General features: G+C 40.8%; 12 protein-coding genes and 1 tRNA gene. 10 read left to right on the top strand and 3 right to left on the bottom strand.

The window, feature by feature from the left end:
• Positions 1 to 7 precede the first annotated feature (7 nt).
• Together LV92_RS06050 and LV92_RS06045 are read left to right on the top strand one after the other, a co-directional pair.
• Entirely contained in the window at positions 8 to 1,858 is a 1,851-nt protein-coding gene (locus tag LV92_RS06050; protein WP_111622981.1) for a cation:proton antiporter, read from the top strand.
• 108 nt (positions 1,859 to 1,966) lie between these two features.
• The gene (locus LV92_RS06045) at positions 1,967 to 3,430 is read left to right on the top strand and encodes a sodium:solute symporter (protein ID WP_111622741.1); all 1,464 of its coding nucleotides are present in this window, start codon (positions 1,967 to 1,969) and stop codon (positions 3,428 to 3,430) included.
• Positions 3,431 to 3,518: 88 nt separating this feature from the next.
• Here the strand turns inward: LV92_RS06045 and lepA are convergent, their stop codons facing one another.
• Positions 3,519 to 5,315: a translation elongation factor 4 gene (gene lepA / locus LV92_RS06040; RefSeq protein WP_111622740.1), complete on the bottom strand. Its 1,797-nt coding sequence runs from the start codon at positions 5,313 to 5,315 to the stop codon at positions 3,519 to 3,521.
• Between the two features lie 322 nt (positions 5,316 to 5,637).
• Between lepA and LV92_RS06035 the strand changes: the two genes are divergently transcribed.
• Both LV92_RS06035 and dusB read left to right on the top strand, forming a co-directional pair.
• Positions 5,638 to 8,058, top strand: coding sequence for an outer membrane beta-barrel family protein (locus LV92_RS06035; RefSeq protein WP_146613517.1), 2,421 nt, complete (start codon positions 5,638 to 5,640; stop codon positions 8,056 to 8,058).
• A gap of 457 nt (positions 8,059 to 8,515) precedes the next feature.
• On the top strand, positions 8,516 to 9,511 hold the full coding sequence (dusB, locus tag LV92_RS06030) for a tRNA dihydrouridine synthase DusB (protein ID WP_111622738.1): 996 nt from the start codon (positions 8,516 to 8,518) through the stop codon (positions 9,509 to 9,511).
• Here the strand turns inward: dusB and LV92_RS06025 are convergent.
• Together LV92_RS06025 and rbfA are read right to left on the bottom strand one after the other, a co-directional pair.
• Positions 9,508 to 10,716, bottom strand: a complete 1,209-nt coding sequence (locus LV92_RS06025; RefSeq protein ID WP_111622737.1) for an ABC transporter permease — start codon at positions 10,714 to 10,716, stop codon at positions 9,508 to 9,510. The genes dusB and LV92_RS06025 overlap by 4 nt on opposite strands.
• Before the next feature lie 2 nt (positions 10,717 to 10,718).
• On the bottom strand, positions 10,719 to 11,111 hold the full coding sequence (rbfA, locus tag LV92_RS06020) for a 30S ribosome-binding factor RbfA (RefSeq protein ID WP_111622736.1): 393 nt from the start codon (positions 11,109 to 11,111) through the stop codon (positions 10,719 to 10,721).
• Positions 11,112 to 11,256: 145 nt separating this feature from the next.
• Here rbfA and mce point away from each other — a divergent pair, with 145 nt between their 5' ends.
• From mce to LV92_RS05990, 6 genes are all read left to right on the top strand, one after another.
• Positions 11,257 to 11,685: a methylmalonyl-CoA epimerase gene (gene mce, locus LV92_RS06015; RefSeq protein ID WP_111622735.1), complete on the top strand. Its 429-nt coding sequence runs from the start codon at positions 11,257 to 11,259 to the stop codon at positions 11,683 to 11,685.
• A 152-nt stretch (positions 11,686 to 11,837) separates the two neighbouring features.
• Positions 11,838 to 11,911: transfer RNA gene (locus LV92_RS06010), tRNA-Ile, on the top strand.
• 688 nt (positions 11,912 to 12,599) lie between these two features.
• The gene (locus LV92_RS06005; protein ID WP_111622734.1) at positions 12,600 to 16,766 is read left to right on the top strand and encodes a hybrid sensor histidine kinase/response regulator transcription factor; all 4,167 of its coding nucleotides are present in this window, start codon (positions 12,600 to 12,602) and stop codon (positions 16,764 to 16,766) included.
• Positions 16,767 to 17,024: 258 nt separating this feature from the next.
• Positions 17,025 to 18,314, top strand: a complete 1,290-nt coding sequence (locus LV92_RS06000) for an alpha/beta hydrolase family protein (RefSeq protein ID WP_170126293.1) — start codon at positions 17,025 to 17,027, stop codon at positions 18,312 to 18,314.
• Positions 18,315 to 18,380: 66 nt separating this feature from the next.
• Positions 18,381 to 20,192 carry an alpha-L-fucosidase gene (locus tag LV92_RS05995; RefSeq protein ID WP_211322938.1) on the top strand — a complete coding sequence of 604 codons (1,812 nt, stop codon included), beginning with the start codon at positions 18,381 to 18,383 and terminating at the stop codon, positions 20,190 to 20,192.
• Positions 20,193 to 20,210: 18 nt separating this feature from the next.
• Positions 20,211 to 21,746 carry a sialate O-acetylesterase gene (locus LV92_RS05990; protein WP_111622732.1) on the top strand — a complete coding sequence of 512 codons (1,536 nt, stop codon included), beginning with the start codon at positions 20,211 to 20,213 and terminating at the stop codon, positions 21,744 to 21,746.
• The last annotated feature ends 92 nt before the right edge of the window (positions 21,747 to 21,838 follow it).

Genomic DNA, 21,838 nt, shown 5'->3' with positions numbered 1-21,838 from the left:
TTTTTTTATGGTAGAACTAGCGGGAATAATTGTTCTTGGAATCATTGCACAGTGGGTGGCATGGCGCTTCAAATTACCGGCCATTTTGCCCCTTATCCTTATAGGTTTATTGGTAGGACCAATATCTACTTTGTTTACAGAGGACGGCACCAAATTAATAAGACCTATCTGGAATAAGACCGAGGGTTTGTTTCTAGGGGAGAGCCTTTACCATTTTGTATCCCTTGCTATAGGTGTTATTTTATTTGAGGGTGGACTTACCCTGAAACGTTCCGAGGTAAAAAGAGTGGGCCCAGTTATCACCAAGTTGATTACCTTAGGTAGTGCAGTTACCTTTTTTTTAGCAGGTACCGCGGCACATTTTATATTTGATTTGCCTTGGCAAATCTCTTTTCTGTTCTCGGCACTCATAATTGTTACAGGGCCAACGGTAATTACTCCTATCCTTAGAAATATTCCTTTGAAAAAGGATCTGTCTGCGGTTTTGAAATGGGAGGGTATTTTGATAGATCCAATAGGTGCCCTTGTAGCGGTATTGGTTTTTGAGTTTATCAGTATCGGGGAAGGTCAAGGATATACCCAAACCGGTCTTTTGGAGTTTGTAAAGGTGCTTTTATTAGGTTTTACCTTTGGTTTCTCATTTGCACATGCCTTGACCTTGGCTATTAAAAAGAATTACGTACCCCATTATTTGTTAAATGTGGTGTCCTTGTCCGTAGTACTTTCAGTTTTTGTTATTTCCGAACTTTTTGCACATGAATCCGGTTTACTGGCCGTCGTGGTTATGGGGATGGTCATGGGAAATACCCAGCTGCCCAATATTAAAGAACTGCTCTATTTTAAGGAGTCGCTCAGTATACTATTAATTTCTATGCTTTTCATTTTGCTTTCGGCAAGTATGAATTTACCTGAGCTGGAATTGTTGTATAGTTCCAAAACACTATTGCTCTTTGCCATTGTAGTTTTTGTGGTAAGACCTTTGGGGGTGTTTTTGAGCACTACGGGCTCCAAGCTTAATTTTAGGGAAAAGCTGTTTATAAGCTGGGTCGGACCTCGGGGGATCGTTGCTGCAGGGATTGCCTCATTATTTGGTTCCAAATTAATTCTGCGGGGAGAACCTGGAGCGGAATATATTACACCATTGGTCTTTATGATCGTTTTGGGAACCGTACTCCTTAATGCATCCACCGCAAGGTTCATGGCCAAATTACTTGGGGTATTCTTGGAGAAGTCCGAAGGGATTCTCATTATAGGTGCTTCCAAGGTGCCCAGACTCATAGCCAGCTATCTTAAGAAGAATAATAGGCACGTGGTATTGATAGATAATAACCAAAACAATATAGAAAAGGCCAAAAACCTTGGTCTGGAGGCCTTTGTAGCCAACATCTATTCCGATGCCTTGACGGACAATATTGAATTGAACGATGTAGGATATTTAATGGCATTGACGGGTAACTCGGACATCAACGAATACGCCATAGAAACCTTCAAGAAAGAATTTGGGGAACAGGGTTCATTTAGACTAGTAAATTCGGATGAGATGAACGATCCTGAAAATAGTCCACCGGAAGGTCTTTTTTCACATACCGATGATTTTATTACCCTGACCGAAGCCGCCAGAAGTAATCCGGTAATTCATGAAATGGAATTAAAAGGCAAGGAACATTATGAGGGCCTCATAGAAATTACCAAGGCAGATAAGGATATAGTTCCAATTTTTATAAAGACCTTGGACGGGGACTTGAAAATTATTTCTTCGTTTAGTAAAAATTTTGAAGATATTAAAGAAGGGTGTAAGTTGGTGTACCTTGGAAAGTTGTTGGAGGCTGACAAGCCTGAAAAGAAACAGAAAAATTAGTGGCCCGGTATAATACTTGGGAGTGTTGCCAAAATAGCCCAACAATAATTAATAGTTAAAGAGTACCAATAGAAAGAATACTTTAAGTTATAATTTAATCCATCTGCATTGAATCCACTTCTAGTTTTAGCGATCATTTCCATTTATTTTGTTTTGTTAATGACCATTTCGTATTTCACTTCAAGAAATAGAAGTGACGAGTCTTATTTTACGGGTGACCGGCAATCGCCGTGGTTTTTGGTGGCCTTTGGAATGGTAGGTGCCGGACTTTCAGGAGTAACCTTTGTATCCCTTCCGGGAATGGTAGGCAATAACAATTTCTATTTCTACCAATTTATTCTTGGGAACGTTGTGGGCTATCTCTTCATTACCTTTGTCCTGATTCCGTTGTACTACAGATTAAGGCTGGTATCCATTTATGGCTATTTGGATCAGCGGTATGGCGTAAAAACGTATAAGACGGGGTCGCTGTTCTTTTTGGTCTCACAATCCTTTGGGGCTGCCCTGAGGCTATTATTGGCCTCAAAAATTCTTCAATTTGCGTTATTTGATAAGTTGAATATCCCGTTTCCCATAACGGTAATCATCATCTTACTTTTGGTTTGGTTATATACCAATAAGTCGGGAATAAAAACGATTGTTTGGACAGATACCTTGCAGACGACCTTCTTGGTCCTGGGCGCCGTAATTACAATCTATACCATCACCTCGTCCTTAAATCTGTCTTTTTCAGGAGCTATCCAACAGGTTACGGAGCATAAGTATTTTGAAGTGTTTAATTGGGAAAATAAATCGAGCAATAATTTTTTCAAACAGTTTATTGCCGGTATTCTTGTGGCCATCGCTATGATAGGATTGGATCAGAATATGATGCAAAAGACATTGACCTGTAAGAATCAATGGGACGCTCAAAAGAATACTTTGACCTACAGTTTAATTTTGGCCATAACGCAATTCCTCTTCTTGGGACTGGGAATCCTATTATATATTTATGCTGAGAATAATGGAATTGCTTTGGCCGTAGGAGAAAACGGTGCACTTTTGGATACCGATAACCTGTTTCCCGATCTGGCTTTGAACCACCTTGGTGTTTTTGCGGGAATCAGTTTTTTGTTGGGAATCATTGCGGCATCATTTTCCAGTGTAGACTCCTCCTTGACCGCCCTGACCACTTCTTTTACCTATGATTTTTTGGATATTTCACATAAATCCAGTGCTGATAAAAAAAGACTTAAGAACTGGGTGCTACTTGGTTTTTCGGCTGTATTATTTCTAATAATTATGCTATTTGCAAACAGTAAGGGAGATGTGGTTTCGCTTATTTTCAAGGTAGCCGGGTATACCTATGGCCCGCTACTGGGCCTTTATATGTTGGGAATGTTTACCAAGATTGCCGTTAAGGACAAATGGGTACCCCTTATTTGTGTGATGGCTCCTGTACTTACCTATTTATTGAGTGTCTTCTTTGCCCAAAACTATAATTTTGACTTTGGATTTATCAATATAGCCGTCAATGCCGGACTAACTATTTTGGGGTTGTTATTGGTAAAACGAAAGGGAGAAATTGCTTGATTCCGTTAGGATTTCATGAAGGAATGTTAATATCTATTAGGGGGACCGCTCCAAGGAAGCCATAACCCCTATTTTATTCCTATTAGGTTTAATCGTTCAATTTAAGAACCGCCATAAATGCCTGCTGGGGTATTTCTACGTTTCCAACCTGGCGCATCCGTTTTTTACCCTTCTTTTGTTTTTCCAACAATTTCCGCTTTCGCGAGATATCACCTCCATAACACTTGGCGGTTACATCTTTTCTCAGTGCCTTAATGGTTTCCCTGGAAATAATTTTGGCCCCGATTGCGGCTTGGATGGGAATATCAAATTGTTGCCTTGGGATCAGTTCGCGCAGCTTCTCGCACATTTTTTTTCCAATGTTGGCAGCGTTGTCTGCATGGATTAATGCAGACAAGGCATCTACCGGCTGAGCGTTCAGTAGGATGTCTACCCTCACCAATTTGGAGGTTCGTAGACCTATAGGGGTATAATCAAAGGAGGCATAGCCTTTGGATACTGTTTTTAACCTATCATAAAAATCGAATACAATTTCTGCCAGGGGCATATCAAAATTTAATTCCACCCTTTCCGTGGTCAAATAGGTCTGGTTAGTAATCTGCCCTCTCTTATCAATACATAAGGACATAACGTTGCCCACAAAATCGGCCTTGGTTATAATTGTGGCCTTTATATAAGGCTCCTCTACATGATCTAAAGTAGAAGGATCTGGTAAATCTGACGGATTGTTAACGATTATGGGCGTGTCTGGATTCTTCCGGGTAAAGGCATGGTAGCTTACGTTAGGCACGGTTGTGATTACCGTCATATCAAACTCTCGCTCCAAACGTTCTTGGATAATTTCCATGTGAAGCATCCCCAAGAAACCGCAACGAAAACCAAATCCTAGCGCGGCACTGCTTTCTGGTGTAAATACCAAGGAAGCATCATTTAATTGCAATTTTTCCATAGAAGAACGGAGTTCTTCATAATCTTCCGTATCTACGGGGTATATACCGGCAAAAACCATCGGCTTAACATCTTCAAAGCCTCCAATCGGATTTTTGGTAGGGCTAGCGGCGTCCGTAATGGTGTCGCCCACTTTCACTTCCCGTGCATCTTTGATCCCCGTAATAAGATAGCCAACATCTCCTGCTTTTATGCTTTGTTTTGGGTGCTGTACTAATTTTAGAGTACCTACCTCATCAGCGTAATAGTCCTTGTCTGTGGCGACAAATTTTATTTTTTGACCCTTTTTTATTTCCCCGTTAATAACCCTAAAATAGGTTTCCACACCTCTAAAAGGATTGTATACAGAATCGAAAACTAGGGCTTGTAGGGATTCATCCAGATTGCCCTTGGGCGCTGGAATACGCTCTATAATTGCGGTTAAGATTTCCTGGATGCCCAAGCCTGTTTTAGCACTTGCAGGAATAACGTCCTCTGGCTTGCAACCTAATAAATCAACTATATCATCGGTAACCTCTTCAGGGTTGGCACTTGGCAGGTCAACTTTATTTAAAACAGGAATGATTTCCAGATCATTTTCCAAAGCTAAATAGAGATTGGAAATGGTCTGTGCCTGAATACTCTGTGCCGCATCTACAATCAACAAAGCTCCCTCGCAGGCTGCTATGGATCGTGATACTTCATAGGAAAAATCAACATGTCCCGGAGTATCTATAAGATTAAGCACATATTTTTCGCCCTCATATTCATAATCCATTTGAATTGCATGGCTCTTAATGGTAATACCACGCTCCCGCTCAAGATCCATACTATCCAATAGCTGATCTTGTTTTTCCCGCTCGGTCACCGAACCGGTAAATTCCAACAACCTATCGGCCAAAGTACTTTTACCGTGATCAATATGCGCTATAATGCAGAAATTCCGTATGTTTTTCATCTATGCTTAGATTTACTTATACTGAATTTAACCTTGGCGTATTTGTTCCACACTAAGGCGTTTCAGTATTCCTTTTCCCATGATCGGCATATTATTTAATGTTAATGCAAATCAAACCAAATGCAAAGATAGGCTTTATCCATGATTATTAATGCAAAAATCTCTTGGGCCGATCATAGCCAAAAGTATATTACAAAAATTATAAATAATGGGGGTGCTTAAATTGGGCAGAAGTTAAAATTGCGGTTTTTTACTACAAAAAGCAAAGAAAATATTGCTAGTGGTTAAGAAAAAGTTAACTTTAAAAATTTTTATAACGGATATGCCACTGTTTGTGACAATGTTAAAGGTTTCGACCCTATTCTTTCTCCTACTTTGCATCCCTGTGATGGGGCAAGAATACAAAGTTTCAGGCCATGTTAAACAAACAGATGGTGCCGAGGTGGCCTTTGCAAATATACTGCTTTTTAAGGTATCCGATACCAGTTTTTTTAAAGGTTCCGCATCTGATGAAAAAGGTTTCTTTTCTTTCAAGAATATAATCCGTAACCAATACTTGATACGCGCCAGTTATATAGGGAGCAATTCCGACTATAAATTGGTAGAGGTAAATTCCGATTTGGACATAGGCCTACTATATATAGATGATAAAGGCCTGGAATTGAATGAGGTGGTCGTAGTCTCCCAAAAACCAACATTGGAACAAAAGGTAGATCGTTTGGTCTTTAATATTGAGAACACAGCGCTTTCAGATTCAGACTTATGGGATGTTCTCAAGAGTACTCCTACCGTATTTGTTATGAACGATGAGATTAAGGTGAAAGGGGAGAGTGGGGTTCAAATAATGATCAACGATAAGAAAGTGAATCTTCCACCAGAGGATATACTAAATCTTTTAAGTGGTACTTCGGCAAAAGGCGTACAGTCTATCGAGGTAATAACTACACCACCGGCGAAATATGATGCCGAAGGTGGCACCTTGATCAACATTAAAATGAAAAAGAATTTAATTGCTGGTTATAACGGTGCCGTATATAACAAATATAGTCAAGCCGTATTTCCACGGCAAATGTTTGGTACTAGTCACTTTTTTAAGAGTAGGCAATTGGAAGCCTCTTTTAATTATAGTTATTCTCAGTACAAGATTCTAACTAATTTTACCGATATCACCAATTTTATTGAGGATGGCCAAATTAGGGATACCTGGACTTCAGATCTGGAGGTCATCTATCGAAGTAAAAAACATAATACCAGTGCCTTTTTAGATTATTCTTTTGACGACAATAATACTATCAGTTTTTCTTCCATTGCCACATTAACACCCTCTTATTTGACAAGGGATTTATCCGACACCCAAATTCTGGACGCCAATGATGGCAGTACTTCAGGTTTTTACACCTTGAACAACGGCAAATTTGAATCGATCAACGCGGCATTTTATTTGGATTATAAACACAATTTGAACGACCAAGGCTCCAATCTGGCGGTGAATGTTCATTACACCCATTATGATTATGATAAAAATCAGGAATTGGAAACTGATTTTTACGATGGTAACCGGGCCATAGTTGGGGAGAACAATTTTAATACCTTCAATCAGCAGCATACACATTTGTACAGTGCACAGATAGATTTTATCTCCCCGGTTGGGGAGAGTGCCAATTTTGAATCAGGAATAAAGTATGCATTAATAGATTCTGAAAGTTATATTGCCCAAGAGGGATTTGACAGGGACCAAGAAGGCATAGAGTCTACGGAGGAGGGAACATTTTTTTACGATGAAGCAATTTTTGCGGGCTACGCCAGTTTTGATGCAAAATGGAATAATTGGTCTTTAAAATCTGGGCTGAGAGCGGAATATACAGATACAGAAGGGGATTTTAGTTTAAGCACGGACAAAATTAGAAATCATTATTTGGAATTGTTCCCTACCCTATTTTTACAATTTAACCCCAATGTAAAACATAGATTCGGAGCCAGTTATAAAAGAAGCATAATTAGGCCCAGCTATAACAAGATTAATCCTTTTCAGGTATTTCAAAGTAATAATTCCGTGGTGGAAGGCAATGTAAATCTGCAGCCTTCCTTTAAGAATTCGGTGATTTTATCCTATACCTATGATAGGGATTACACCTTTGAGCTTTTTTATAGATATCACAGGAATATTATGCGTTTGTTGACCTTTCAGGACAACGAAAGCAATCTATTGAGATTTATTACGGATAATGTTGATAGGGAGTTGGCCTATGGAGTGGATTTTATTTATAGGAACGAAATATACAATTTCTGGGACACCTATTTCCTATCTTCCTACTACTATGGGGCAGAGCGTTTTACCGATATTCTATCGCAAGAAAGCTTGGACCAGGGACAGTGGACGCTTTTGGTTCAATTGAATAACAATTTTACCCTGCTGGAAGACCGATCTTTAACCGCCAGCCTTAATTACAGTTATGTTTCCCCTATCATAATTGGGAATTCCAGACAGGAATACTACAATGAATGGGGGATTTCCTTAAAGAAGAATATTTGGGGCAAAAAAGGAACCATAACCATGGGCCTTACCGATATTCTTAAGCAGTTTAAACTAACAAACACCCGTAAGTATGGTAATCAGGATAATACGTCTATCTATAAACCGGACGGGAGGGTGTTTTCACTTGGATTTAGGTACAACTTTGGCAATATGAAGATTAGGGACAACTACAAATCCAAAGATACGGATGAAAGGGACAGGCTCTAAAAACCGCCCAACAAGGCTCCAATAATGATGGACAAACGGTTATTGGTAGATATGTTGTCCGTTGTTCGTTTTCTTAAATAGAGATAATATCGAAACCCAACAAAAAAGGCAAAATATTGCAGCACTAAATGCATATTGACTTTTATGCCAAACAAAATTGGCTCGTATGGCAGGGAAATAGGAAGTAAAATCAGTGTTAATTTACTTTATTATTTAAATGTTCTTATGTAATATTCGTTTCAGGCTTTATACAAAGTTGAGCCATTTACGGCTTGGTTTTATGAGTTGAATCCAATTTGGCAAAAGCGACAGCCTATGCTAAAATATCAAAATGAAGGAAAGTATAGCGGTTCATTTTTGGGAATAGGCGGGTTTTTACCTATTCTTATCCCCTGAAATTTAGGATTATAGAATTTTTCAGTAATTTTGCAGTCCCAAAATTTAAAGGATATCAATCGTGCCTAAAATAGGAGACATTCAATTACCGGATTTCCCGTTGCTGCTTGCACCAATGGAAGATGTTAGTGACCCACCCTTTCGTGCCTTGTGCAAGGAGCAGGGAGCAGATGTGGTGTACACAGAATTTATCTCTTCGGAAGGCCTAATTCGAGATGCCGCCAAAAGCGTCATGAAATTGGATATTTATGAAAAAGAACGTCCTGTAGGGATACAAATTTTTGGGGCCAATTTGGAGTCCATGCTACAATCTGTAGAGATAGTGGAAAAGTCTGGCCCGGACATTATCGATATCAATTTTGGTTGTCCTGTAAAAAAAGTGGTGAGCAAAGGAGCTGGGGCCGGAATACTGAAGGATATCGACTTAATGGTATCCTTAACCAAGGCCATGGTAGAACATACCAAGTTGCCAATTACGGTAAAAACCCGTTTGGGATGGGATTCCGATTCCATTAAAATTGTTGAGGTTGCGGAGCGTCTACAAGACGTAGGTTGCAAGGCTATTTCCATTCACGGGAGAACCCGGGTACAAATGTACAAGGGGGAAGCCGATTGGAGACCTATTGCTGAGGTAAAGAACAACCAGCGTATGCATATTCCGATTTTTGGAAATGGTGATGTGGACAGCCCTGAAATGGCTATGAAAATGAGGGACGAATATGGCTTGGACGGTGCCATGATAGGCCGTGCCAGTATTGGATATCCTTGGTTCTTCAAAGAGGTGAAGCATTATTTTAAAACAGGTACACATGCCGCCCCACCCACCATGGAGGAACGCGTTGATGCCGCCCGTCGTCATTTACAAATGGCCATAGATTGGAAAGGGGAGCAGCTGGGTGTTTTTGAGACCCGTAGGCACTATACCAATTATTTTAAAGGAATACCCAATTTTAAGGAGTACCGTATGAAGATGGTCACCAGTGACCATTCGGTAGATGTTTTTGAGGCTTTTGATGAGGTAATGGAAAAATTTGGGGATTTCGAATTTGTAAGCTAGTGTGCTATTAATTTTTTATTGATCCTACTACTGGCGATCAGGGAGGCAATTATGCCCAAGACAATAATGGTGCCCAATACTATCAAAACATTGATCAAGCTGTATTCCACTGGATAGGACAGGCTAGGCGTTATTTTTAACCATCCAAAGGCCAATTGGGACCATATTAACAAGGAACCCAAAAAAACACCGATTAGGCCGCCCATTCCCGTTACCAATATACCCTGTACAAAGTATATTTTTCGAAGTGCCTTTATGGTAGTACCCAAGTTATACAAGGTCTTGGAGTTCTGCTGCTTGTCCAGAATCATCATGATGATGGCGCCCACCACATTAAAAAGGGCAATAATAAGCACTAGGGTAAAAATAAGATAGGTGGCCAGATTTTCCGTATTCAACATTCTGTGCAGGGTACTGTTCAATTCCCTACGGTCTTTTAGAACGACCTGACCTGGAAAAATAGCTTCAATTTGCTGTCTCAGATCAGGAATATTGGCGGCGTCCTTAAATTTAAAGTTTATACCGGAAATTTGGGTACTGTCCTTTTCCAGGAGGGCCTGTACCATGGGCAGGTCCGCGAAGACATATTTTCTGTCCAGCTCCTCCTCAATCTGGTAAATACCACTTATGACCAAGTTGGTCTCATTATAACTGTCCTTTAACAAGCGTTGGCCCAAGAGGCCCTTTCCCGGTTTGGGGACACGAATGACCAACGGACTCCGAAAATTGTTGAAGCTCAATCCCAATAGATTAACAATTCCTTGTCCGGCTACCCCTTGTAAGCCGTTTATGGCCCAATCGCCATAAAAGTACAGGCTACTATCTATGGGCGTAGTTTTTAAAAAGGTAGAATCTATACCTTTTATATATGCAATATGGGCCTTTTGGTCATGGGTCAGGTATACCTTTTCCTCAATTTCCTTGGAATAGGCTGCTACGTCCTGCAGTTGTTGAAGTGCTTGGTCCTGGGATTCCGATACGCTAAAGAATTTGCCGGTTAGCGGCAAAGCCTTAAGGTCAGGGTCCACCATATTGGTATAGGAAAGGCTAAAGGTTTTTAAGCCGGCAAAACCGGAAAGCACAATAAAGAGCGCTGCCGATCCAATCACTATGACCAAAAAGGTAATAAAATTGATAATGTTTACCGCATTTTGGCTACTCTTGGAACGCAAGTACCGCTTTGCTATGTATAAAGGGAAGTTCAATCTTATGATTTTTTCCTTTTTTCCAATAGATCAGGATTCTTAACAGGGTTTTCTTCGCCCTTAAGCGATTTTTCAATGCCGTCTATATATTCCAAAGAATCGTCTAGGAAGAACAAAAGTTCGGGAACCCGTCTTAACTGATGCCTAGTACGCTGTGCAAGTTCATGCTTGATCATTGGCTGATTGGATTTGATCCCTTCCATCAATTCTTTGCCTTTGGTGGCTGGAAAAATGCTCACATATATTTTGGCGATGGAAAGGTCTGAGGTGACCGACACTTTGGATACCGAAATCAGCGTACCTTTTAGTCCGCCGTCGGTAGCAGCACGTTGTAAAATATCAGCGATATCCTTTTGTATAACCCCGCCTATTTTCTTCTGTCTTTGTGTCTCCATGGCACAAAAATACGATATATTTATATAGATTCTATGATTGGATATGGATTAGCCTTAGATAATACGGAATGTAGTATTTTTGATAGAAAGGAGCTGAGGCCATTAAGGAAGCCAATGACTATGGAATAGTATAATTAGGGTGAATATGAAGAAAATTGAACATTTGGGTATAGCCGTACATGATTTGGAAGCCTCCAATGCCTTGTTTGAAAAAATATTTGGGGTGCCGCATTACAAAATTGAGGAAGTAGCATCGGAAGGGGTAAAGACCTCCTTTTTTAAGGTAGGTCCCAATAAGATAGAGTTATTGGAGGCCATGGATGACAATAGCCCTGTTGCAAAATTTTTGGAGAAACGAGGGGAGGGGGTACACCATATTGCCTTTGCGGTGGATGATATTGAGGCTGAAATAGAACGCCTGACCCAAGAAGGATTTACGGTCTTAAATAAAATTCCCAAAAAGGGTGCGGACAACAAATTGGTGGCCTTTTTACATCCTAAGGGTACTAATGGGGTGCTGATAGAGCTTTGCCAGGAAGATTCCTCTGCAACTCCCCAAAGCGGAGAGGAATGATATTTGCGGAGGTAGTGTATAGCTAAGCCCAATTAAGCTTGTAATTTTGTTTGCAGCGTTGAAAAATAAGTAGTAATATTGCATCCGCAATTTGCGGTTCCCGATTGCTTTTTCAAATAAGCGTATTTGAAGCTGGAAGCAAAAAAGGAAATGGTCCTATAGCTCAGTTGGTTAGAGCACCTGACTCATAATCAGGTGGTCCCTGGTTCGAGCCCAGGTGGGACCACAAAGTGGTAACAAAAAGTCCTAGCGAAAGCTGGGACTTTTTTTTGGAACAAAACCTGGGCGAGAAGTCTATGCCGCCCAAGGCGGTAAGCTAGGTGGGACCACATCAAGCAGAAAACCCACGCCTATAGCGTGGGTTTTTCATTTCATGGAAGAAAGCTGGGCTTGCCCGAGGTTATGACAGGAAATGAAAAAAATGGTTCGCGTTGGCGAAGTGTGGTTTTCTATTTGCAGTAATGGGCATTACTGGTCCACGAGCACAGCGAGCTAACCTAGGTGGGACAATATGTGCCAAGACAGTTATTCCAAGATATCGGAAGCCTTTTGTTTTTATGGTGGGACCTACCAATGACCTCCCATTTACATTTCTATAAGTTTATAGAAATCATTAATAACTGGATGGAATTTTTTATGGAGAATTCGTCCGAACCGCAGTAAATAAATAGTATTAAACCCCAGGGCAGCCTTAGCTCCCTTTAAGGAATCGAAGCAAAGGTCGGGGTATTAAACCAGAAACCCTGCCAAAAAGGCGGGGTTCGTTCTACTATCGCATTGCAATGGGCCTGTACCTTTTGAAATATAGGTCCTGTGAATAAATTAGGCTTTATGACCCAACACATTTATATTTGCTTATATCCTATGATAAAACGTATTGGACGCCAGTATTCTGCAAAGATTTGACCAAAGGAATGAGAGGAAATTATAAGCAAGTTGGGTTACTGTTTTTTTGGGGAGTCGTAATTTTTAGCTTTACGGCCCCATTCTCCCTGTATTCCCAAAAGTTTGAAAGGTTTTCCAATCAGCAAGGTTTTAACCAGAATACCATTAATTCCATAGTACAGGATCGGTACGGATTTCTATGGTTTGGTACGCCAAACGGACTCATTAGGCATGATGGTTATGAATTTAAAACCTTTACCACCCAATCCGAGAGCAACGGAAATATTCTTAGCAACGACGTTAAACAGTTATTTAAGGATAAGGATGGGTTATTGTGGATAGGGACTACCCTTGGGCTTAATGTTTATATTCCATCACTCGAAAAATTCCTAACTGTACCCCTAAACCATAGGCTTAGTATTAGTAGGATTAGTTCCGGACCGGATGGCAAAATCTGGTTTTCCGGTGAAAATGAGTTATATGTTTGCCAGCTTACGGATATACAGAATGGCGTCTTCCAGGTTTCTCATAACATCCTTGCATCACATCCTCAAGTTCCTTCCCTAAACGATTTTGGTTTTAGGGACAAAAATTCTTTGGTGCTAGCTACTTCCAGGGGCTTGTGGAATTTATCTCTTGCAACTGGTGTTTCCGGTGCTGATATGGAAATCAGGGATTTGACCCAATTTAAAACTTTGGAAAATGAGGTCGTTTCCTGCCTCATGAATAGAAATAATATTTTTTGGATCGGTACCGAAAAAGGCTTGTACAAGGCATCTTTTGAGGGGGAAAAGGCGCACATTATCACCAATTTTGATACCGATAAAAAATTAAATTCCAAAAGCGCTACCATTATGGTAGACGTTATTTTTGAAGACCATTCCGGAAGTGTTTGGATCGGCACAACAGATAACGGTCTCTTTAAATATACGGAAGAGGAGGACAGTTTTCAACACTTTGCCTATGACCCCCGAAATTCTTTTGGCATAAGCAGTCAAAATATAAACGCCCTTTTTCAAGATGATTTTAATGTGTTGTGGGTGGGTACGGCACAAGGAGGTATAAATAAGTTGGATCTTACCCAGAAACAATTTAGAAGCTACTCCAACAACCCTTATGAACCACAGTCCTTGACGGATAATTTATTGATGGCTATTCTCGAGGACAGCAATGGAAGGTTGTGGTTGTCCGGATATAACACCCCGCTTTTTAGAAGTACCACCGCCGTAAATGATCAAACATCCAACTCACTTAAGTTTGAGAACCTAGAACATAGATTTCCCCATTCCGATTTGGATATTGTGCGAAGTATTTATGAGGATAAAAAAGGATATTTATGGTTTGGTACGGACCAATCGCTAGTAGTGTACAACCCCTCAAAGGATCAATTTAAAAAGATAAACTTGACCAAGGATGGAATTCAAATATTTAATAAAGGAATTCGAAGTATTTGTCAGGTAGCTGAAAATGATATAATTCTGTTGGGAAGCCAGCTTACCCTTGTACAAAATCCATGGCCAATAATTGAGGGCAATAAAAACCCGGAACTGGAGGTTAGGGCCACTATTTCCGTGGAAAATGAAATTGGTCATACCTTCTTAAAAACCAGCGATGGTTCATTATGGATCGGCACCAAAAAAGGCTTGATACATGCAACTTATAACGATAAGGAAATAAAGATCCTCCATACGTACTCGGACAACAATAATGATAAAATAAGCTTGAGCTATGAGAATGTTTTCTCCCTTTATGATGATAGTTCAGGAAATATCTGGGTAGGGACCTTTGGTGGAGGGTTGAACAAAATGACCATTGATAGTTCCGGGAAACCTTCCAAAATGGAATATTTCCGTAAAAATGATGTGTTACCGGACGACGCCATCTACGGTATTTTGCCAGAAGGGGACAACTTTATTTGGTTAAGTTCCGATATGGGATTATTGAGATTTCATCTAAAGGACAACACTATAGATGTGTTTGATGTGCGTGATGGCCTCGCCCAGAACAACTTTAGGCAAGGGGCATTTTTTAAGGGCAGATCAGGGTATTTTTATTTTGGCGGATTAAATGGGCTAACGATTTTTAGGCCAGAGGACATTCAACTGAACCATCAAGCTCCCCAGGTTTTGATTACCGACCTCCTGGTAAACAACGAGCGTGTGAGAATTGGGGAAAAACTTAATAACAGGGTAATCCTGGATAGGTCTATTTCAGAGACCACAGATATAGCCGTAAGCCAAAAGGAACAATTTATTGCTTTTGATCTGGCCGTGGAGCACACTTCAACGCCTGCCAAAAATAAGGTTGCCTATAAACTTGAGGGTTTTAATGAGGATTGGGTAACCGTCAACGAAGGTAAAACTAGGGTTACCTATACCAATTTGCCTGCCAGGAGTTATATATTTAAGGTAAGGGCGGCCAATGGCGACGGTATTTGGAGTACAGAGACCAAGACCTTGAACCTTAAAATATTGCCCCCTTGGTACCAGACATGGTGGAGCTATTTGCTGTTTACATTGCTCACCGTGGGCATAGGCATTGGAATAGTCGTCTATTTTTCGCAACATGAGAAATTAAAACAACGGTTAAAATTTGAAGAACTGGACAAGGAAAGGGTGCATACCATCAATCAGGGCAAATTTCAGTATTTCACCAATATGTCCCATGAATTTAGAACGCCGCTTACATTGATTGCGGGTCCCTTGGAGCGGTTGCTGACCCGAAATGCAGATCCTGAAAACAACAAATATTTGGCTATAATCCAGAAAAATACCAAAAGACTTTTAAGCTTGGCAGACCAATTGATTACGTTTCAACAAGCGGAACAAGGTCGACTGAAATTGAATTTACGGAAAGAGACCTTAGGTGCTTTTATTAACCCTACCATTGAGGCATTCGAAAATTACGCTATTGAAAAAGACATTAATTTCAATTATAAAGTAAGTTCCCCCGACGAAGAAATTATTTTGGATGTAGAGAAGACCGAACGTATTATCTTCAATCTGCTATCTAATTCCTTTAAGAATACCCCGCCCTTTGGTACTATTGGTATTGAATCAAAAATAGACCATAAAGCAGGTCAAAAAATGATCTATATCGATGTGGTAGACAGCGGTAAGGGAATTCCTGAAGAAGATTTAGAAAATATCTTCGAACGGTTCTATCAATTGGGAAATAGGACCGATAAGGTAAGTGGTGGTGGCATCGGCCTGTCATTTTGCAAATCCCTGGTCAATTTACTGGACGGTGAAATTTCTGCAAAGAGCAATCCTAGCGTAGAAACGCGCTTTTCGGTTGTACTACCTTCCAAATCCCTAGCGGAATACAAGGAGGACGAAATAGATTTTTCCCAAAAATCCTTTGTGGATGATTGGATTCCCCTTTCCTCCAAAATTACTGAAGGCAACACGGCCTTGGCAAAGGATAATAGTACCAAAAAGAAATATTCAATTTTGTTGGTGGAAAACGAAGTGGATGTACAGACGTTTTTAAAGGGTACTTTGTCCGAAAAGTATAATATTGAAGTTGCGAACAATGGAATCGAAGGACTGGAAAAAATAAAAAGCAATGAACCCGACTTGGTCATTAGCGATGTAATGATGCCGGGGATGGACGGTTTTGAAATGTGCGAGAAAATAAAATTGGATCCGGATCTCAGCCATATTCGCGTTTTACTCTTAACGGCATTGAACGAGAACGATGATATGATCAAGGGGCTCGAATTTGGTGCCGATGAATACATAGGCAAACCCTTTTCCTTGAGACACCTTGAGCTAAGGATTGAAAAATTAATTGAGACCAGAGAACGGTTAAGGGAATATTTTTCAAAGAATAGCAAGCTTCCCAAGAATGTGATCGGTATTTCGACTAGGGATAAGGAATTTTTGAACAATACCATTGCCATAATGGAAAAAAATATTTCGGATTCCAATTTTGGGGTCGAAGAGCTGGCCCAGGAAATAGGACTTAGTACCTCGCACTTCTATCGACGCCTTAAACAGCTTACCGGCCAGGCCCCCAATGTCTACTTAAGAAATTTTAGATTGCAAAGAGCAGCAGAACTCTTAAACGATAATGAAGGTTATAACGTGGCCGAGGTTATGTATCAAATTGGTATCGAATCCAATTCCTATTTTTCCACAGCTTTTAAAAAACTTCACGGAGTTTCTCCTTCCGAATTTACCAAGGCGAATTGACACTAACTTGGTTTTTGATGGTTGTTTTGTGCTATGGGATTATCCTGGCTTTCCAATTCAAGTGGATTGGTTGATATAAGCAAAGGATTGGTCGAAAAGAGAAGGCTTTCTCCCAATTCCCTAATTAGATTTGACCTAATTAAGAACCGTGCACCAAAATCTATTGGGTCGCGGTTTTCAAAAGGTTTTAGATCGATAATGCAATATTTAAATTATTTGTTCCCAGTACATAGTAAGCCTACCACAAAAAGGCATGTTTTGAGGTTCCTTGTATTGTTTTTGGCCATTTGCAGCAATGCTGCAAGTCAATCAAATGCTTTAAATGGTTCAATTATAAATCCTCAAGAGACGAGCGGGCCCCTGTGGGTAAAAAGTGAACTTGTAAAAGCAGGGGTGTTGAAAACACCAGATTTTAGATTTACCAATGATTATCAAGCATACCAACAGTTTTCAAATATAAAAGGCCTGTTTTTTAATGGGCTGGATTACATCGGAAAACAGACCAAGGTGTTTTGTTGGTATGGGGTTCCCAATGGACTTTCACAAGGAGAAAAAAGGCCTGCTGTGGTTTTGGTTCATGGGGGTGGCGGTACCGCTTTTCCGGAATGGGTCAAAGAATGGACAGATAGGGGATATATCGCTATTTCAGTAGCTTTGGAAGGCCAGGTTCCTGGAGAAAAAGTTGAACATAGCAATGGGGAAAAACTCTGGCCAGATCATGGTTTTTCCGGTCCGCGAAGAATAGGATTTTTTGAGGATGTTGTCACTATAAAGCTGCAGGACCAATGGTTTTATCACGCCGTTTCAGACGTGATGCTCGCCACTAGTTTGCTAATAAGTTTTCCGGAAGTGGATGCCAATAGCATAGGTATTAGTGGAATTTCTTGGGGAGGCATTCTTACAAATGTGATTACGGGCATTGATGATCGCTATGCCTTCGCAATCCCGGTATATGGTTGTGGATTTTTGCAAGAAACTCCACATTATAGTAGTCTTCTAACCCTTTTGAGCAAGGAACAACGGCAGTTTTACCTTCAAAATTGGGAACCTTCATTGTACATCCCCTTGCAGGAGCAACCTACCTTGTTCGTGAACGGCACCAATGATTTTCATTTCACTATGAACAGCTTCACGAAAACCTATGAAGCTTCCAAGAACGAAAAGTACCTCTATGTTGAACATAATATGAAACATGGGCATAGCCCTGGTTGGGAACCGGAAGAAATTTATGCTTTTGCAGATAATGTTGTGAAAAAGGCTGGGCGGCCCTTAATACCTAAGTTCCAGAAGTTAAAGAGAAATAACGAATTGATCTATGTGTACGAGGGAAAAGTAACCGAAGCTTATCTATACTATACAACCGATACAGCAGATTGGGGTAGGGATAATTATACTTGGCAGCAGACTAACATGAGGTTTTACGATAACAAGAAAACAATTTCGGTAACATTGCCTGAGGATGCACAGGCCTATTTTGTCAATATTGTTGATTCAGAAGGGCTAATGTATAGTTCTCCTATGCGAATGGTTAAGAAAAATAGCCATTAGCCAGTTCGAATATATTAGATAATGGACCTAATTAAATAAACATAAATCTATTAATAAAATCAAACAATGAATTTTAAAATCGGGAAGAAGCAATTCATAATGCTATTGATGGCACTGGTATTGCAAGTTGGTACTATTTTGGCACAAGAAAGGCAAAATGGAAAGTCAATGGACGAAATGTGGGGAGAACAGAACACCCTGGGAGCAGATGCTCCCGCTTCTAGGACAGCCCTATTTGATGATGGCAATTATGCCATGTTCATCCATTGGGGTATTTACTCCAATATTGCCAATAAATGGAAAGACAGTACCTATTATGGCATTAGCGAGTGGATCATGAATCCTAGGAGGGCCAATATTCCGGCAGATGAATATATGGCGGAGGCAAAAAACTTCAATCCGGTAAATTTTGATGCCAAGGTAATTGCGCAACTGGCAAAAGATGCGGGGATGAAATATGTTGTTGTTACCAGCAAGCACCATGACGGTTTTGCCATGTACAATTCCAAAAGCAATGATTTCAATATTGTAAAGGCCACTCCCTTTGCCAGAGATCCTATGAAAGAACTGTCAAAGGCCTGTAAAGAACTGGGGCTGGGATTTGGATTTTACTATTCCCACAATCAGGACTGGACCTTTCCAGGAGGCAATGGCGGACCCAATGTCAATGAAAAAGGTAAAGAAGTAGACTTTGATTATTATTTTAAGAAAAAATGTCTTCCTCAGGTAAAGGAGATCGTAACGGAATATGGGGATATTGCCATGGTATGGTTTGATACTCCTGGGAATATGGAGAAAAAATATGTGGCTGAATTGGTAGATGTGGTCCGCAAGTACCAACCCAATGCAATGATTTCAGGAAGGGCGGGCCACGGATTGGGAGATTATAAATCTCTGGGAGACATGAATATTCCCGTAGCAAATATAGGGGGCCTATGGGAAACGGTAGATGTTACCAACGACTCTTGGGGTTATGCCTGGTACGACCAGAATTGGAAGAGCCCCAAACGGATTTTGAAGAGTATAATTTCTACGGTGGCCAGGGGTGGTACCTATATGTTGAATGTGGGGCCGGCACCGGATGGCAGTATTCCAACAGAGGCGCAGGAATCCTTACGCGCTTCCGGAGAATGGATCAACAGCTACCCACAGGTAGTATATAAGACCGGATCTTCGCCATGGGGCCGAAAGTTGCCCTGGGGAGATGTTACAATAGCCTCCGATGGCAAGTTGAACCTTTGCGTTTATGACTGGCCTTTGGATGGCAAATTGTGGCTCCCAGGCCTAAAAAATGATATTATCTTCGCAAAGCTTTGGGTAAACGGGGAACCTTTAACATTGGAAACTGCCAAGGATGGGGATTGGGCCGTGTTAAGCCTTCCGGCCAAACGTCCCGAGAGATTGATTTCCGTTATCGAGCTTGAGGTAGAGGGCCGTCCGGAGGTAGATACCAGATCTAGTTTGGACCCTGTTTTTTCTACAGAGCTTCCTGTGGATTTTGCCACGGCTGAAGGTGTAGCAATCACCGAAAAAAGGTGGATGGAAAAATTCGGGGAGTGGAAACACATTGAACAGGCCCAAGATTGGACAGACAAGGGAGAGGTGACCTGGAAGGTAATGGTGAAGGAGCCCGGTTATTACCAAACGGAACTGAATTATGCAGGATCAGGCCGCTTGGTATGGAGAATTACTTCGGAAGAAGGGAACCTTGTGCAGAATCAGCAGAATTCATCGGAGGTCTATAATTATTATGAGATGGGGCTTTTGAAATTTGAAACGCCGGGAGAGCATACCATAACGGTTACTTTGGTAGACGGAAATAGGAAAAGTGCGAGTCTAAAAGAAATACGATTGACCCCTGAGGGAAGTATGGAATAAAACCAATAATTTAGCGGAATGACGAAAAAGCCATGCATCGCCCTACTATTTATTTTTCTATTTTTTTGTGTAGCAATTACATATTCTCAAGAATTAAAGCTATCTAATTTATTCTGCGACAATACGGTACTGCAACGTGGCACGGAAGTCCCCGTCTGGGGAGTTGCAGCCCCTAAAGAAAAAATAAGGGTGAAATATGCTGGCCAAAGTGTCACAACAAGAACTGGGAAAGATGGTAAATGGATGGTTGCATTAGCACCCCTGCAGGCGTCTAAAACACCTAGGGAAATGACAATTACCGGAAATTCGGAAATAGTATTATCCAATGTAGTAGTGGGTGAAGTATGGATATGTTCGGGGCAATCCAATATGCAATTTTCGGTAGACAATGTTCCTGAAACAAAAGCACTGTTGGCTTCTTCAGAAAACATAAGAAGTTTTGAGGTAAAGAGAACGGTTTCCTTTAAAGAAGAAGACAATGTTAGCGGAAAATGGGCAGATGTACCCCCAACAAGTGCCGTAGCATTTGGTTTTGCTTACTTCCTTGAGAAGTCCGCCGATATTCCTATTGGAATAATTCATGCTTCTTGGGGCAGTTCTTCCCTAGAAGCCTGGATGCCACGTGATATGGCCGAAGAGTTTCCTTATTTTAAGGATATAATTGACGATTTTGATGCCGATACCGAAACTCGCAATAGAATCAATAATGCCCTATCCAGTGGTGAAGGTTGGTCTAACCAAGAGGATATTTTTATGCGTAGACAACCCAATATTCTGTACAATGCAATGATGAAGCCTTTGGCTCCTTATGCTTGTAGAGGCTTGGTTTGGTACCAAGGGGAACGCAACACACGTTACTATTCCGGGGTACCAGAGGTTACGGAGGACAATTGGTTCCACAGGGTGATAGGGATGAAAGAATATGGTGATGTGCTTCAATCCTGGGTAAAGCGGTACAGGAAGGAATGGAAAAACAATAAGATGCACTTCTCCGTAGTAATGCTTCCAGGTTATGGAAAAGGCACGAACAATAACCCGGATATCGATTCCAAGAGTCCCACTGCTATATCCTGGGCATGGATGCGGGAGTCCCAACTAAAAGTTCTCAACCTACCTTATACCAGTGTGGTCAATACCATTGATCTTGGTGATGAAACAAACGTTCACCCCAAGGACAAACTCCCCATTGGTATTAGATTGGCACTACTTGCCGAAAAACATACCCTTGATAAAAACATTGTTGCAGAAGGGCCAATTTTAAATCAGGTAAAGGCACAGGATAATAAGCTGGTAGTTCATTTTAATAATGCCCAAGGATTAAAAACCGTGGATGAAAAAGCACCTATAGGATTCTGGATTGCGGATGATTCTATGCAATGGCATAAGGCAGAAGCAAAAATTGTTGGGGAAGAGGTCGTGCTGTCCAATGATGACATTAAGAATCCGGTATATGTTAGATATGCCTTTGCCGGAAAACCCGACGTTAATTTGGTCAATGGTGCAGATTTGCCTGCCTATCCCTTTAGAACGGATAACCAGATTCCCATCGATTAATATAAATGAACGGCGATTGGGATATAGCTCTCCTTTATTTACTAATTAAAAAAGTAAAAAACGCTAGATTTGAGTTGAAGTTAAGTTGAATT

Source organism: Arenibacter echinorum (genome assembly GCF_003259375.1).
GTDB classification, from domain to species: domain Bacteria; phylum Bacteroidota; class Bacteroidia; order Flavobacteriales; family Flavobacteriaceae; genus Arenibacter; species Arenibacter echinorum.
Note: the sequence above shows the minus strand (reverse complement) of the source record. Positions and strands in the feature narration are given on the sequence as shown.

What these genes read in the sequence shown, in the direction of transcription:
- LV92_RS06050 (WP_111622981.1), top strand. Translation starts at nt 8, where the DNA reads ATGGTAGAACTAGCGGGAATAATTGTTCTTGGAATCATTGCACAGTGG.
- lepA (WP_111622740.1), bottom strand. Translation starts at nt 5,315, where the DNA reads ATGAAAAACATACGGAATTTCTGCATTATAGCGCATATTGATCACGGT.
- LV92_RS06035 (WP_146613517.1), top strand. Translation starts at nt 5,638, where the DNA reads ATGCCACTGTTTGTGACAATGTTAAAGGTTTCGACCCTATTCTTTCTC.
- rbfA (WP_111622736.1), bottom strand. Translation starts at nt 11,111, where the DNA reads ATGGAGACACAAAGACAGAAGAAAATAGGCGGGGTTATACAAAAGGAT.
- mce (WP_111622735.1), top strand. Translation starts at nt 11,257, where the DNA reads ATGAAGAAAATTGAACATTTGGGTATAGCCGTACATGATTTGGAAGCC.
- LV92_RS06005 (WP_111622734.1), top strand. Translation starts at nt 12,600, where the DNA reads ATGAGAGGAAATTATAAGCAAGTTGGGTTACTGTTTTTTTGGGGAGTC.
- LV92_RS05995 (WP_211322938.1), top strand. Translation starts at nt 18,381, where the DNA reads ATGAATTTTAAAATCGGGAAGAAGCAATTCATAATGCTATTGATGGCA.
- LV92_RS05990 (WP_111622732.1), top strand. Translation starts at nt 20,211, where the DNA reads ATGACGAAAAAGCCATGCATCGCCCTACTATTTATTTTTCTATTTTTT.